Source organism: Streptococcus mitis (assembly GCF_000722695.1).
Taxonomy (GTDB): Bacteria; Bacillota; Bacilli; order Lactobacillales; family Streptococcaceae; genus Streptococcus; species Streptococcus mitis_O.
The window spans coordinates 1-16,258 of sequence record NZ_JPFU01000010.1; the positions used below are offsets into that span (position 1 = coordinate 1).

Here is a 16,258-nt window from a genome sequence, read left to right on the forward strand (position 1 = left end):
AAGGTTCACCAATATAAGATGTCCCTCAGGCACCAAAACAAGAAAGGAATACGCACATGTCAAAATTGCTAGATAAGATATTATCACGCGAAAATATGCTGGAAGCCTACAATCAAGTAAAATCCAATAAGGGCTCAGCTGGGATTGATGGAATTACTATCGAAGAGATGGATAATTATCTCAGACAAAACTGGCGCCTGACTAAGGAACGGATAAAACAAAGAAAATATAAGCCTCAACCAGTTCTCAGAGTTGAGATTCCCAAACCAAACGGAGGCATCCGTCAACTAGGAATTCCAACAGTTATGGATAGAATGATTCAACAGGCCATTATTCAAGTCCTTACCCCCATTTGTGAACCCCATTTCTCAGATACGAGCTATGGATTCAGACCAAATCGGTCATGTGAAAAAGCCATCATCAAGCTACTAGAGTATCTTAACGATGGCTATGAGTGGATAGTGGATATAGACCTAGAGAAATTTTTCGATACAGTTCCTCAAGATAGATTGATGTCCTTAGTACATAACATTATCAAAGACGGAGATACGGAATCCTTGATTCGTAAGTATCTTCATTCAGGTGTTATCATTAACGGTCAGCGTCATAAAACGCTAGTTGGCACACCACAGGGAGGAAATTTATCTCCTCTCTTATCCAATATCATGCTTAATGAATTGGATAAGGAATTAGAAAAGAGGGGACTTCGATTTGTGCGCTACGCAGATGATTGTGTGATTACGGTCGGAAGCGAGGCTGCCGCTAAGCGTGTGATGTATTCAGTCAGTCGTTTTATTGAGAAACGGCTAGGTTTGAAAGTAAACATAACCAAGACTAAGATTACTAGACCAAGAGAGTTGAAATATTTAGGTTTCGGGTTCTGGAAATCATCAGCTGGTTGGAAAAGTCGCCCCCATCAAGATAGTGTTCGGAGATTTAAGCTTAAATTGAAGAAACTAACACAGAGGAAGTGGAGTATAGACTTAACAAGACGTATTGAGCAACTGAATTTGTCTATTCGAGGATGGATAAACTATTTCTCATTGGGAAATATGAAAAGTATTGTCACCAGCATAGATGAGCGCTTGCGCACTCGCCTACGAGTGATTATCTGGAAGCAATGGAAGAAGAAATCTAGACGATTATGGGGATTGCTTAAGTTAGGAGTTCCTAAATGGATAGCAGATAAGGTATCTGGCTGGGGCGACCATTATCAATTAGTAGCTCAGAAGTCGGTACTTAAACGTGCTATATCAAAACCAGTCCTTAAAAAACGTGGACTGGTTTCGTGTTTGGATTATTACCTTGAACGACATGCGTTAAAAGTTAGTTGAACCGCCGTATGCCGAACGGCATGTACGGTGGTGTGAGAGGGGCTAGAGATTATCCCCTACTCGATTAACTCCCCCTGAAATTTATTTTAATTATGCAAATTTCACGTATTTTTGGTGCTGAGACAACGATTCTGAGAGCTTTTCAGACTTTTTTGCGACTGTCTAATATCATTAGAAAAGCTTAGATCACCAAAGGATAATACCTGATAATATGCGCTTTTTTGATTGTAAAAATTAATAGATAAACATGGCATCGCCAAAACTAAAGAAGCGGTAGTGTTCTTGGATGGCATGGTGGTAGGCATCTAAGACTAATTCGCGACCTGCAAAGGCAGAAACCAACATGACCAGAGTTGATTTTGGCAGGTGGAAGTTGGTTGAGAAGGCATCTACGACCTTCCATTCATACCCAGGTTTGATAAAGATATTGGTCCAGCCAGAATCTGCTTGGATTTGCCCATCAAACTTGGAACCAATAGTCTCCAAGGTGCGGATAGAAGTGGTTCCGACAGCGATGACACGACCACCGTTTTCTTTAACAGTGCGAAGAGTGGCAGCAGCTTCCTCAGAAAGTTGATAGAATTCTGAGTGCATTTCATGTTCGTCAAGATTATCCACTGAAACAGGTCTAAAGGTTCCGAGTCCGACATGGAGAGTCAGATAGACTAGATGAACACCCTTAGCTTGGATTTCTGCCAGCAGTTCTTTGGTGAAGTGAAGTCCAGCAGTTGGTGCAGCAGCAGAGCCACTTTCCTTGGCGTAAACGGTTTGATAGCGTTCGCGGTCATCTAGTTTTTCATGGATATAAGGCGGTAGCGGCATTTCACCTAGACTTTCCAAAACTTCTAAGAAAATTCCTTGGTATTCAAAGCGGACAATACGGCCTCCGTGGGTCAATTCTTCTGTAACGATAGCGCTGAGGCGACCATCACCAAAGCTAACACGAGTCCCGACCTTGAGGCGTTTGGCAGGTTTAGCCAGAACTTCCCACTCATCGCCAGCAGTGTTTTTGAGCAGGAGAAGTTCCACATGACCTCCAGTTTCTTCCTTTTGACCATAGAGGCGGGCAGGGAGAACGCGGGTGTCGTTCATGACAAGGGCATCACCAGGTTCCAGCATATTAATAATAGAGTGGAAGTGTTTGTCCTGCATTTCTCCCGTCTCACGATTGACAATGAGGAGTTTGGAAGCGTCTCGTTTTTCAAGGGGTGTTTGGGCAATCAATTCCTCTGGCAAGTGGAAGTCAAAATCAGCTGTATTCATATATCTGTTCATTCTTTCTAAGTTCTAATCATATCCATTATAACATGTTTCAAGTTTGGACGCTCTTTTTTTAGAAATTAAATCGTTTTCACTTGACAAAAATTGGTCTATACCATATAATAAATATAGATTAAAGCGGAGGATGAAAAGATGAAAGTCATTAAAGTTGAAAACCAAGTTCAAGGTGGAAAAGTTGCTTTTGAGATTTTGAAGGAAAAGTTGGATAATGGTGCTCAAACATTGGGACTTGCGACAGGAAGTAGCCCACTTGAATTTTACAAGGAAATTGTTGAGAGTGACCTTGATTTTTCAAATCTAACTAGTGTAAACCTTGATGAGTATGTAGGCCTTGATGGGGACAACCCACAGTCTTATCGTTACTTCATGCAAGAAAACTTGTTTAACCAAAAACCATTTAAAGAAAGTTTCTTGCCTCGTGGAGTTAAGGACAATGCTGAAGCTGAAGTAGAACGCTACAACCAAATTTTGGCTGACCATCCAGTTGACCTCCAAATCTTGGGAATCGGTCGCAATGGACATATCGGCTTTAATGAGCCTGGTACTCCATTTGACAGTCAAACACATCTAGTCGAACTTGATCAGTCTACTATCGAAGCCAATGCTCGCTTCTTTGACAAGATTGAAGATGTTCCAACCCAAGCCATTTCAATGGGGATTAAAAACATCTTGGATGCCAAGTCAATCCTTCTCTTTGCTTATGGTGAATCAAAAGCAGAAGCCATTGCTGGAACCGTGTCTGGTCCAGTGACTGAGAACTTACCAGCAAGTAGCCTACAAAACCACCCTGATGTGACTATTATTGCAGATGCAGAAGCGCTTAGCTTGTTAGAAAAATAAAAAGTATAAAAACCACTTGCTCTTTGGAGTGAGTGGTTTTTTACTTCAAATGTTCACTATCCTGCTAAAAGAAATTTTTCTGTAAATTCCCGTAACAGTTGTCGATATTTCATATAAAAAGGTATCCAATAGAAAATTATTAAATGTCTGTAAACTGTGATATAATCGTATTGACTATTTTTTATGATACTATACGATTTTTATTAAGACAGTCGATAGTTGTTGATGCTGGAAACCATGATATAACTGGCAATTCCTGACATGTGAAGAAAGGTTGAAATCCAGCCTGTTATATTTGGTAGAAGCATGGTGAGAGATAGAACGATTAAAAGGATATAAAATAGTTTTAATCCTAAATTGAAATTTTTCCATATACTAAACATATTCATCACCCCACCCGTTACAAAAGCATAGCCAATAGCAGAGATACCCGATGCCTGAATTTCTTGATTCTGTGTTAATATATGGAATGCAATTGAAGATATTATCATAGAAGTAATAAAAACTAAAAATACATATTTTGATCCCCTTTTATACTCCAATAGCCCACCAAAAGGAAGTAACATTAAAGTATTTAAAACTAAATGAAACCATATAAACCATACTGGTGCTTCTTTACTTCCATGCATAAATGTACCACTAAAGTATTGCCAACAATAAATTGGCTTTGAATGAAATGCAAATAAGTCATACATTACACTTCCCAAAAAGGTAGTAAGAATTCCTAGCAATAAACAAATTACAACTAAAATACTGACCACAGGGCAAATTTTTATGATTCTTTTCATGTTATAGATTCACTTCTAAATAATACTAATTTTTGCTAATCAATATGTGCCACTATTATATCATTTTCATCTATAAATGTTAATCAATAAATGTTAATCAATTTTAACAAGATTAAAATTGAAGATAATATAAGTTTATGGCAGTTTTTTCTTGACAATTATTCCTTTTACGTGTAAAATAGAATAGATCTTGAACTTGAAGGGAGTGAAAAAAATGTCTAAAACAGTAGTACGTAAGAATGAATCTCTTGACGACGCACTTCGTCGTTTCAAACGTGCGGTTACTAAAGCTGGTACTCTTCAAGAAACACGCAAACGTGAATTCTATGAAAAACCTTCTGTAAAACGTAAACGTAAATCAGAAGCAGCTCGTAAACGTAAAAAATTCTAATTAGAAATGAAAGGCTAGAGAAATCTAGTCCTTTTTCTTTTAATACTCTTCTAAAATCTCTTCAAACCACGTCAACGTCGCCTTGCCGTATGTGTAGGATACTGACTACGTCAGTTCTATCTACAACCTCAAAACGGTGTTTTGAGCAACCTGCGGCTAGTTTCCTAGTTTGCTCTTTGATTTTCATTGATTATAAATAAATACTCCAAAGCCTGCAAAAATCTCAAATATCCTCCTACAATTTGATATAATAGTAAAAAGAACTCGATTGAAGGAGGAAATGATGTCGGTTTTAGTAAAAGAAGTGATTGAAAAGCTTAGACTAGACATTGTCTATGGCGAACCAGAATTGCTTGAAAAGGAAATCAATACAGCGGATATTACGCGACCTGGTCTTGAAATGACAGGCTACTTTGACTACTATACACCAGAGCGGATTCAACTTTTGGGAATGAAGGAGTGGTCTTATCTGATTAGCATGCCTTCTAACAGTCGTTATGAAGTTTTGAAAAAAATGTTTCTACCTGAGACACCAGCAGTCATTGTTGCTCGTGGTTTGGTGGTCCCAGAGGAGATGTTAAAGGCTGCTAGAGAATGTAGGATTGCCATTTTAACCAGCCGTACAGCTACCAGTCGTTTGTCTGGAGAACTATCTAGTTATCTGGATTCTCGTTTGGCGGAACGCACCAGTGTTCACGGTGTCTTGATGGATATCTATGGGATGGGTGTCTTGATTCAAGGAGATAGTGGTATCGGTAAGAGTGAAACAGGTCTTGAGCTTGTCAAACGTGGGCACCGCTTGGTAGCAGATGATCGGGTAGATATTTACTCTAAGGATGAATTAACTCTTTGGGGAGAGCCTGCTGAAATTTTGAGACATCTGATTGAAATTCGTGGGGTTGGGATTATCGATGTTATGAGCCTCTACGGTGCGAGTGCCGTCAAGGATTCTTCACAGGTTCAACTTGCTGTCTATTTGGAAAACTATGATACACATAAGACTTTTGATCGTCTTGGAAACAATGCAGAGGAAATAGAAATTTCTGACGTAGCCATTCCTCGTATCCGCATCCCAGTTAAAACAGGTCGTAATATCTCTGTTGTGATTGAGGCAGCTGCCATGAATTATCGTGCTAAGGAAATGGGCTTTGATGCGACGCGTTTGTTCGAAGAACGCTTGACCAATCTTATTGCTCAAAACGAGGTGCCTAATGCTTGATCCAATTGCTATTCACCTAGGTCCTCTAGCTATTCGTTGGTATGCCTTGTGTATTGTAACGGGCTTGATTCTTGCGGTTTATTTGACCATGAAAGAAGCTCCTAGAAAGAAGATCATACCAGACGATATTTTAGATTTTATCTTAGTAGCCTTTCCTCTGGCTATTTTAGGAGCTCGTCTCTACTATGTCATTTTCCGTTTTGATTATTATAGTCAGAATCTGGGAGAGATTTTTGCCATTTGGAATGGTGGTTTGGCCATTTACGGTGGTTTGATAACTGGTGCCCTTGTACTCTATATCTTTGCTGATCGTAAACTTATTAATACTTGGGATTTTCTAGATATTGCGGCACCAAGTGTCATGATTGCCCAAAGTTTGGGTCGCTGGGGCAATTTCTTTAACCAAGAAGCCTATGGTGCAGCAGTGGATAATCTGGATTATCTACCTGCCTTTATCCGTGACCAGATGTATATTGAGGGGAGCTACCGTCAGCCAACCTTCCTTTATGAGTCTCTATGGAATCTACTTGGCTTTGCCTTGATTTTGATATTCAGACGAAAATGGAAGAGTCTTAGACGAGGTCATATCACTGCTTTCTACTTGATTTGGTATGGTTTCGGTCGCATGGTTATTGAAGGTATGCGAACAGATAGCCTCATGTTCTTTGGTCTTCGAGTATCTCAATGGCTATCAGTTGTCCTTATCGGACTGGGTATTTTTATCATTCTATATCAAAATCGAAAGAAGGCCCCTTACTATGTTACAGAGGAGGAAAAGTAAATGTTAGAAGTTGCATATATTCTTGTAGCCCTTGCTTTGATTGTATTTTTAGTGTATCTAATCATTACTGTACAAAAGCTTGGACGTGTGATCGATGAAACAGAGAAGACGATTAAAACCTTGACTTCAGATGTGGATGTGACCTTGCATCACACCAATGAATTGCTGGCTAAGGTCAATGTCTTGGCAGATGATATCAATGTCAAGGTGGCAACGATTGATCCACTCTTTAGTGCTGTTGCTGATTTATCTCTATCTGTTTCAGACCTCAATGACCATGCGCGTGTCTTGAGCAAGAAAGCTTCATCAGCTGGTTCAAAAACACTCAAGACTGGTGCAAGTTTGTCAGCTCTTCGTCTTGCAAGTAAATTTTTCAAAAAATAAAAAAGGAGAATCCTTATGGGTAAACTATCCTCAATCCTTTTAGGAACCGTTTCAGGTGCAGCTCTTGCCTTGTTTTTAACAAGCGACAAGGGCAAACAAGTTTGCAGTCAGGCTCAAGATTTTCTGGATGATTTAAGAGAAGATCCTGAGTATGCCAAAGAGCAGATCTGTGAAAAACTGACAGAAGTTAAGGAGCAGGTTACAGATTTTGTTCTTAAAACAAAAGAACAGGTTGAGTCAGGTGAAATCACTGTGGACAGTGTCCTTGCTCAAGCCAAATCATGTGCCCGTCAAGCAACAGAAGCATCAAAAGATCAATTCAATAATCTCAAGGAGCAATGGCAAGAAAAAGCCGAAACTCTTGACCAATCAGAAGAGATTGTGATTGATATCAAAGAAGAAAAAATCTAGATTTGACAGAGTTGGATAAAGATTCAAATAGTAGTCGCAAATTTAGTGAAATGTATAAGATAAAACGCATAGTATCAAGGTTTTCATTCAATACCTGATATTATGCGTTTTTTGATTTTAATACTCTTCGAAAATCTCTTCAAACCACGTCAACGTCGCCTTGCCGTAGGTATATGATACTGACTACGTCAGCTCTATCCACAACCTCAAAACAGTATTTTGAGCTGACTTCGTCAGTCTTATCTACAACCTCAAAGCAGTGCTTTGAGCAACCTGCGGCTAGTTTCCTAGTTTGCTCTTTGATTTTCATTGAGTATAAAGACTTTTTGATAAACCTTTTTTAAAACACATGAGTGTCATGATTTTTTATGGTATAATGGCAGTGTTGAAAGTAAAATATTTACATTTTTTATATTTTACTGATATTTTAGTAATATTAATCGATCCATTTTTCTATGATTAGAAATCAATGTGGTCGTTTATGATGAAGTAGAGGAAAAGCTCTAAAATTTTAGTCAAGAAACGATTCAGTATTCTGTCAAAGAAAAATATTAGAACCCTCTATTTTGTAAAAAATAGTGAGAAAGAAAGTTGGTAAAATGAAAGACATTTTTAATAAACGTCAACGTTTTTCGATTCGAAAGTTTTCAGTTGGAGTGGCTTCGGTATTAATAGGAATTACCTTGTTTACACCATCCCAGGGAGTACTGGCTGCTACGGAAAATAATTTGGCAACAGAGATAGGGGCTAATTCTGAAAGGGAGAATTCGATCCCTACTGTGGAGAAAAAACAAGAGTCTCAAAGTTCACCAGAGAATCGAGGTTCTATTTCCAGTCCAGCCCCAAAAGATACTCCAATAATATCTACAAGAACTACAGAACTTGAGACATCTGGGGAGATGGGCAATAATAGCTTGACCACAAGGGCTTCCGTGGTAGGTGAAGACAGATCAAGCACTCCAGCGGTGAGAGCAGCATCAAATCCTTCCGAGATAAAAAAATATGAATTGACTGAGGAAGATGCTAAAAAAATCAAAGCAGGAGTAATCGGTTCAGAAGGTAATAAGCTTGACAGTTTGTTACTAAACGGCCCTAAGTTAAGTCCAGAAGCTTATACAGATGATGATTACTTGAAGGATAAAGAAGAACTTTATATTTATGAAAAAGGTGGGAAAAAGTATGTAGGCTACAATAGTCATCCTATGTTAGAAGATACTGATGGTGATGGTATTATTGACAGTAAAGAAAAGCCAGATGAAAAATTAAAATGGAATGTCAGTGAGCGCGATATGATTATGTTCATGGAATTGTCCTACCGTGATGATAATTATATCGATAGAGTGCTGGATCATAAGAGACCCTTAACAGAGTCAGAGTTATATAAAAAGAATGGTGACAGTAGACCACGTTATGAGTATATGATGATGAATAAGGAATTGGGGCCTTATTGGGAAAGGAAGAAAAGTTACCATACCTCTAGTGGACTAGATGCTGTCTTGTATGAAACTAAGAGTGATTTCTTATATTTACCAAATGGAACTGCACAAGTATTAGCATTTCGTGGAACAAGTGATGCCAAAGATATAGGAGCTGATATAAAACTTGGAACAGGAAGCAATCCTCAACAAGGGATCGATGCAGAAAATATCATGCGTGAACTGGCTAAAGATAAGAGCATTACCAATCTATATTTGACAGGACACTCTTTAGGAGGATATTTAGTACAACGGGCAATGGTTGAAGCCTATCAGTTGGCATATTCTGACAGCAGAGTCATGTCTTCTAAAGAACAGCGGGCTTATAGAAACTTTTATAATAATGTATTAAAAAAAGGAACAACCTTTAATGCCCCAAAAGTTGTGACCAATTTCTTTTCCAGTAATGAATTTTGGCAGAAAGGTCTAGATAGTAAAAAAATAGCTAAATCTGGGAAAATGACACATTATATTGTTGATAATGATTCGACGATAAGAAAAGGCGTCAGCAATGATAGTGATGTTGTTATAAATGTTGGACGAACAAGCGGAGGTCATAGTTCACGTTCTTATTTTGAAGCCGATATGATTAATAGACGATCAGAGTTTATATCTGGGAAACGAATTTCCTTGGATGGGACAGGTTATCAAGATAAAAAAATGACAACAGTCAAATCTGTAGAAAAAGTTGGAGAAACTTCTGTATATAGTAAACGCGGAGATGATGTCATTAAGTCAACAACTGTTAGTATCAAAGATCCTGATACAGGACAGATTACTAAAAATACACTTGATGAAGTGTTCAAGCGAAATGGCGCTAAATCAACAGTTGTCGTTACACCACTTGAGCCAAGTGTTCGTTATGAGAAAGATGCCGCGAGAGCTAAAGGTGAAGTAAAAATCACAGTAGCTGGTATTCCAGGTACAAGAACAGTAACCACAACCTACACAGTCAATTCGACAGATGGTAGTCCTATTCCGCATGAAGAACCTGCAGTGGTAGTCCCATCAAAACCTACAGTGGTCAAAGTGCCAGCTAAAGATGAGGTTGAATACCTCAAAGATGGCGATAATGTGGTTAAGAAGACCACAACCTACTCAGTTAATGCAAGCACGGGTTCCCTTACTCCAACAGAGACAACAGAAATCTTCAAGCGAAATGGTGCTAAATCTAAAGTTGTCGTTATGCGGATTGAGCCAAATGTTCGTTATGAGAAAGATGCCACAAGAGCCAAAGGTGAAGCTAATGTAACAACAGCTGGTACTCCAGGTACTAGAACAGTCACTACCACTTACACTGTTAATCCGACAGATGGTAGCCTCATTCCGCATGAAGGACAACCCGTTATCAAACCGTCAACTCCTACAGTGGTCAAAGTTCCAGCTAAAGATGAGGTTGAATATCTCAAAGAAGGCGATGACGTTGTTAAGAAGACAACCAGCTACGAAGTGAATGCAAGTACAGGTGTTCTTACTCCAACAGTAAGGAAAGAAATTACCAGTCCAAATGGCGCCAAATCTACAGTTGCCGTTACGCCACTTGAGCCAAGTGTTCGTTATGAAAAAGACGCCACAAGAGCCAAAGGTGAATCAAAAATCACAGTAGCTGGTATTCCAGGTACCAGAACAGTAACCACAACCTATACTGTTAACCCTGCAGATGGCAACCTCATTCCACGTGAAGAACCTGCAGTGGTAGTCCCATCAAAACCTACAGTGGTCAAAGTGCCAGCTAAGGATGAGGTTGCATACCTCAAAGAAGGCGATAATGTTGTTAAGAAGACAACCAGCTACGAAGTGAATGCAAGTACAGGTGTTCTTACTCCAACTGTGAGGAAAGAAATTACCAGTCCAAATGGTGCCAAATCAACAGTTGTTGTTACACCACTTGAGTCAAGTGTGCGTTATGAAAAAGACGCCACAAGAGCCAAAGGTGAAGTAAAAATCACAGAAACTGGTACTCCAGGAACAAGCACAGTAACCACAACCTACACAGTCAATTCGACAGATGGTAGCCTTATTCCGCATGCAGGCCAACCAGTTATCAAATCGTCAACTTCTACAGTTGTCAAGGTCCCAGCTAAGGATGAGGTTGAATACCTCAAAGAAGGCGATGATGTGGTTAAGAAGACAACCACTTACGAAGTGAATGCAAGCACCGGTGCCCTTACTCCAACAGAGAAAAAAGAAATCTTCAAACAAAATGGCGCTAAATCTACAGTTGCTGTTACGCCCCTTGAGCCAAGTGTTCGTTATGAGAAAGATGCCACAAGAGCCAAAGGTGAAGCAAAAATCACAGTAGCTGGTATTCCAGGAACAAGCACAGTAACCACAACCTACACAGTCAATTCGACAAATGGTAGCCTTATTCCGCATGAAGAACCGGCAGTGGTAGTTCCCGCAACGCCGACAGTGGTCAAGGTCCCAGCTAAAGATGAGATTGAATACCTCAAAGAAGGCGATGATGTAGTTAAGAAGACCATAACTTACGCGGTCAATGCCAGCACCGGTGCCCTTACTCCAACTGTAAGGAAAGAAATTACCAGTCCAAATGGCGCTAAATCAACAGTTGTCGTTACACCACTTGAGCCAAGTGTTCGTTATGAGAAAGATGCCGCGAGAGCTAAAGGTGAAGTAAAAATCACAGTAGCTGGTATTCCAGGTACCAGAACAGTAACCACAACCTACACAGTCAATTCGACAGATGGTAGTCCTATTCCGCATGAAGAACCTGCAGTGGTAGTCCCATCAAAACCTACAGTGGTCAAAGTGCCAGCTAAAGATGAGGTTGAATACCTCAAAGAAGGCGACGATGTTATTAAGAAGACAACCAGCTACGAAGTGAATGCAAGCACCGGTGCCCTTACTCCAACTGTAAGGAAAGAAATTACCAGTCCAAATGGTGCCAAATCTACAGTTGTTGTTACACCACTTGAGTCAAGTGTGCGTTATGAAAAAGACGCCACAAGAGCCAAAGGTGAATCAAAAATCACAGTAGCTGGTATTCCAGGTACCAGAACAGTAACCACAACCTACACAGTCAATTCGACAGATGGTAGCCTTATTCCGTATGAAGGTCAACCAGTTATCAAATCGTCAACTTCTACAGTGGTCAAGGTCCCAGCTAAAGATGAGATTGAATACCTCAAAGAAGGCGATGACGTTGTTAAGAAGACAACCAGCTACGAAGTGAATGCAAGTACAGGTGTTCTTACTCCAACTGTAAGGAAAGAAATTACCAGTCCAAATGGCACGAAAGCTACAGTTGTTGTTACGCCATTACAGCCAAGTGTTCGTTATGAAAAAGACGCCACAAGAGTCAAAGGTGAAGCTAATGTAGCAATGGCTGGTACTCCAGGTACAAGAACAGTCACTACAACTTATACTGTTAACCCTGCAGACGGTAGCCTCGTTCCGCATGAGGAACCGGCAGTAGTAGTCCCATCAAAACCGACAGTGGTCAAAGTGCCAGCTAAAGATGAGATTGAATACCTCAAAGAAGGCGATGACGTTGTTAAGAAGACCACAGCCTACTCAGTTAATGCAAGCACGGGTTCCCTTACTCCAACAGAGACAACAGAAATCTTCAAGAAAGATGGTGCTAAATCCAAAGTTGTAACCAAAATAATTCCAGTAACAACACGGTATGAAACAGATAAAACCAAAAATGTAGGAACTAACACGGTTACTAATAATGGATCTGAAGGTAAGATAGTAACAGCCACATCAACACTAGTTAATTCAACTAACGGTACAGTAACTGATGGAATACCGGTTGTTATCAGAACAGAAATGGTATCAAAAATCGTTAAAGTTGGTGCTAAGGATAAAGTCGTAGAAACCCTGATTGAACCAGAAGTGGAATACGTTAAAGATGTAGAAAAAGACTTCGGTACACCAGATCAGCGTACTGAGGGTGAAAAAGGTAAAACAGTTACTACAACCACTTACGATGTAGATCCAAACGACGGTCATATCACAGAACACGTTGGCAACCCAGTCGTCACCCCAGCAGGTAAGACAATCGTTAAAGTTGGTGCGAAAACAAAGGTTGAACAATCTAAAGATTCTGAAGGTCGTGATGTGATTGATACTACTACCTATGAAGTTGATCCAAAAACAGGTAAGGTAACTCCAACAACTGTTCGAACATATGGAACAATCAAAGAACCCACAGTTGAGAAGAGAGTAGTACCGTCTCCAGTAGTTTATGAAAAAGATAATACGAAAGAAAAAGATACAGCCTCCACTACTGTTAAAGGTGAGGACGGTGAAGACACTATCACAACCATTTACACTGTGGATCCTAATACTGGAAAGATTACAGCAAGTGAAGGTCAACCAGTTCGTACGAAAGAACCAACTAATACCGTTGTTAAAGTTCCAGCTAAGGGTAAAGTAGTAGAAACCCTGATTGAACCAGAAGTAGAATATATTAAAGATGTTGAAAAAGACTTCGGTACACCAGATGAGCGTACTGAGGGTGAAAAAGGTAAAACAGTTACTACAACCACTTACGATGTAGATCCAAACGACGGTCATATCACAGAACACGTTGGTAACCCAGTCGTTACCCCAGCAGGTAAGACAGTCGTTAAAGTTGGTGCGAAAACTAAGGTTGAACAATCTAAAGATCCTGAAGGTCGTGATGTGATTGATACTACTAGCTATGAAGTTGATCCAAAAACAGGTAAGGTAACTCCAACAACTGTTCGAACTTATGGAACAATCAAAGAACCAACAATTGAGACACGACCTGTACCATCCCCTGTTATCTATGAAAAAGACGATACGAAAGAAAAAGGTACAGCCCCAACTACTGTTAAAGGTGAAGATGGTGAAGACACTATCACAACCATTTACACTGTGGATCCTAATACTGGAAAGATTACAGCAAGTGAAGGTCAACCAGTTCGTACGAAAGAACCAACTAATACTATTGTCAAAGTCGCAGCGAAGGATAAAGTAGAAACAACAGAAATCCTATCACCTAAGAAATACGTAAAAGATGATACACGCGACAAAGGCCAAGACAATGTAGAAGAATCAGGCCAAGCAGGTTCACGTACAACAACAACTACTTACGAAGTAAATCCAGCAGATGGAACAATTACAGAAAGAGTAGGAGAAGCAGTAGTAGTAAATCCAACAGAAACAATTGTTAAAGTCCCAGCCAAAGACAAAGTAGTAGAAACCCTGATTGAACCAGAAGTAGAATATATTAAAGATGTTGAAAAAGACTTCGGTACACCAGACCAGCGTACTGAGGGTGAAAAAGGTAAAACAGTTACTACAACCACTTACGATGTAGATCCAAACGACGGTCATATCACAGAACACGTTGGTAACCCAGTCGTTACCCCAGTAGGTAAGACAATCGTTAAAGTTGGTGCGAAAACAAAGGTTGAACAATCTAAAGATTCTGAAGGTCGTGATGTGATTGATACCACTAGCTATGAAGTTGATCCAAAAACAGGTAAGGTAACTCCAACAACTGTTCGAACATATGGAACAAGTAAAGAACCCACAGTTGAGAAGAGAGTAGTACCGTCTCCAGTAGTTTATGAAAAAGATAATACGAAAGAAAAAGATACAGCCTCCACTACTGTTAAAGGTGAGGACGGTGAAGATAGTATCACAACCACTTACACTGTGGAACCTAATACTGGTAAGATTACCGTAACTGAAGGTCAGCCAGTTCGTACGAAAGAACCAACTAATACCGTTGTTAAAGTTCCAGCTAAGGATAAAGTAGTAGAAATCCTGATTGAACCAGAAGTGGAATACGTTAAAGATGTAGAAAAAGACTTCGGTACACCAGACCAGCGTACTGAGGGTAAAAAAGGTAAAACAGTTACTACAACCACTTACGATGTAGATCCAAACGACGGTCATATCACAGAACACGTTGGCAACCCAGTCGTCACCCCAGCAGGTAAGACAATCGTTAAAGTTGGTGCGAAAACAAAGGTTGAACAATCTAAAGATTCTGAAGGTCGTGATGTGATTGATACCACTAGCTATGAAGTTGATCTAAAAACAGGCAAGGTAACTCCAACAACAGTTCGAACATATGGAACAAGTAAAGAAACAAAAATAGAGTTAGAACAATCTCCTAAGACAGGTGACGTTACAGTAACACCGAAGAAGCCAGATGACTTAACATACCCATCAGGAACTAAGGTAGAGATCCCAGGTGAAGATGGTAAAGGTAAAGTACCAAACAGTGATCTCCCAGAAGGTAAACTCTCAGGTACAAGTAAGATTACTGAGCCAGATAAATCAGCTGTGGAAGTTCCTAATGTAACAACTCCAGCTAAGGTAATAATTTTTGAAAACGGTGTATTAGCGGATTCAATTGAATTGCCAGAGCTAATGATTGAGGTTCTCTGGATTGATGAAGATGGAAATGTATTGAAACCATCCGTTAAGACAGGTAATGAAAAGGATGCTGAACATGGATCAATTTTGGGATATGAATTTGTACGAACTGTGATTGATGAAAATGCACCAGTAATGACCCACATTTTCAGAAAAGTAGGTTCAAATACAAATACCATTCCAGTTGCGCCAGTGACACTTGATACGCCAGTTACATCTGCTACTAATGGAGGTTCTGGTCAAGGTATACCTGCACCAACAACTCCAAAGGCAGTTAATTCGAATGTAGATCAGGTAGATACTCATACTACTATTGACAATGGTGCTAAGTCAAATGATTCTCAAAATGTATTGCCAAATACAGGAACAGAATCAAATGCGACTCTTGCCTCTCTAGGACTTCTTGGCATGTTAGGTGGTCTCGGACTTGCTCTTGGAAAGAAAAAAGAAGACTAAAATAAACATTTAGTCAAATATGAATGGATCATTGTTAGGTGGGCAATGAATACAAAAGATCAAGAAACGGCTTTGTTCCTCATTTTAAGAGGTACAAGGCCGTTGTTGTATTTTTGGAAAGTAGATACTAATCTTTGTACTAATACTCAATGAAAATCAAAGAGCAAACTAGGAAGCGAGCCGCAGGCTGTACTTGAGTACGGTAAGGCGACGCTGACGTGGTTTGAATTTGATTTTCGAAGAGTATAAGAAGCTCTCAATTGGGTACGCTATTAATTGAGACATAGTGTAAGTCATCTGTTACCATTAAATTTTTTAGATGATTGTTTTTTACTATCAAAGATGACGATGGATTATCTGATATGATAAGTGGTTAAAGATTTACTTCAAAGATAGAGAGTTGCTTGTATTTGAATATATAATATATTAATATTTTGCGAATGATTAAATGTTTTATCACTTGTTTTATGCGATAAATAGTTTTTTTCTTGTTTAAATATATCAAAAATGGTATAAT

Annotated in this window: 10 protein-coding genes; 8 read left to right on the forward strand and 2 right to left on the reverse strand. The window is 39.5% G+C overall.

Going from position 1 to position 16,258, the window contains the following annotated elements; translation table 11 throughout:
- Positions 1 to 56 precede the first annotated feature (56 nt).
- Positions 57 to 1,334, forward strand: a complete 1,278-nt coding sequence (gene ltrA, locus SK629_RS03765; RefSeq protein WP_042900653.1) for a group II intron reverse transcriptase/maturase — start codon at positions 57 to 59, stop codon at positions 1,332 to 1,334.
- A 234-nt stretch (positions 1,335 to 1,568) separates the two neighbouring features.
- Here ltrA and queA read toward each other — a convergent pair whose 3' ends face one another.
- Positions 1,569 to 2,597 (reverse strand): tRNA preQ1(34) S-adenosylmethionine ribosyltransferase-isomerase QueA, encoded by a 1,029-nt coding sequence (gene queA / locus SK629_RS03770; RefSeq protein WP_042900654.1) that lies wholly within the window; start codon positions 2,595 to 2,597, stop codon positions 1,569 to 1,571.
- Between the two features lie 150 nt (positions 2,598 to 2,747).
- Here queA and SK629_RS03775 point away from each other — a divergent pair, with 150 nt between their 5' ends.
- Positions 2,748 to 3,455, forward strand: coding sequence for a glucosamine-6-phosphate deaminase (locus tag SK629_RS03775; RefSeq protein ID WP_042900655.1), 708 nt, complete (start codon positions 2,748 to 2,750; stop codon positions 3,453 to 3,455).
- Between the two features lie 203 nt (positions 3,456 to 3,658).
- Here the strand turns inward: SK629_RS03775 and SK629_RS03780 are convergent, their stop codons facing one another.
- On the reverse strand, positions 3,659 to 4,243 hold the full coding sequence (locus SK629_RS03780; RefSeq protein ID WP_000821238.1) for a rhomboid family intramembrane serine protease: 585 nt from the start codon (positions 4,241 to 4,243) through the stop codon (positions 3,659 to 3,661).
- Positions 4,244 to 4,457: 214 nt separating this feature from the next.
- Here SK629_RS03780 and rpsU point away from each other — a divergent pair, with 214 nt between their 5' ends.
- The 6 genes from rpsU (at position 4,458) to SK629_RS10935 (ending at position 15,741) form a co-directional block, all read left to right on the forward strand.
- Positions 4,458 to 4,634, forward strand: a complete 177-nt coding sequence (gene rpsU / locus SK629_RS03785; RefSeq protein WP_000048054.1) for a 30S ribosomal protein S21 — start codon at positions 4,458 to 4,460, stop codon at positions 4,632 to 4,634.
- 283 nt (positions 4,635 to 4,917) lie between these two features.
- Positions 4,918 to 5,853 carry an HPr(Ser) kinase/phosphatase gene (gene hprK, locus SK629_RS03790; protein ID WP_042900656.1) on the forward strand — a complete coding sequence of 312 codons (936 nt, stop codon included), beginning with the start codon at positions 4,918 to 4,920 and terminating at the stop codon, positions 5,851 to 5,853.
- Entirely contained in the window at positions 5,846 to 6,634 is a 789-nt protein-coding gene (lgt, locus tag SK629_RS03795) for a prolipoprotein diacylglyceryl transferase (RefSeq protein ID WP_042900657.1), read from the forward strand. Before hprK ends, lgt begins: the two co-directional genes overlap by 8 nt.
- Complete coding sequence (locus SK629_RS03800; protein WP_000895040.1) at positions 6,635 to 7,018, forward strand: DUF948 domain-containing protein; 384 nt, start codon at positions 6,635 to 6,637, stop codon at positions 7,016 to 7,018.
- Positions 7,019 to 7,033: 15 nt separating this feature from the next.
- On the forward strand, positions 7,034 to 7,429 hold the full coding sequence (locus SK629_RS03805) for a YtxH domain-containing protein (RefSeq protein WP_042900658.1): 396 nt from the start codon (positions 7,034 to 7,036) through the stop codon (positions 7,427 to 7,429).
- 599 nt (positions 7,430 to 8,028) lie between these two features.
- Positions 8,029 to 15,741: a YSIRK signal domain/LPXTG anchor domain surface protein gene (locus SK629_RS10935; RefSeq protein ID WP_050492347.1), complete on the forward strand. Its 7,713-nt coding sequence runs from the start codon at positions 8,029 to 8,031 to the stop codon at positions 15,739 to 15,741.
- The last annotated feature ends 517 nt before the right edge of the window (positions 15,742 to 16,258 follow it).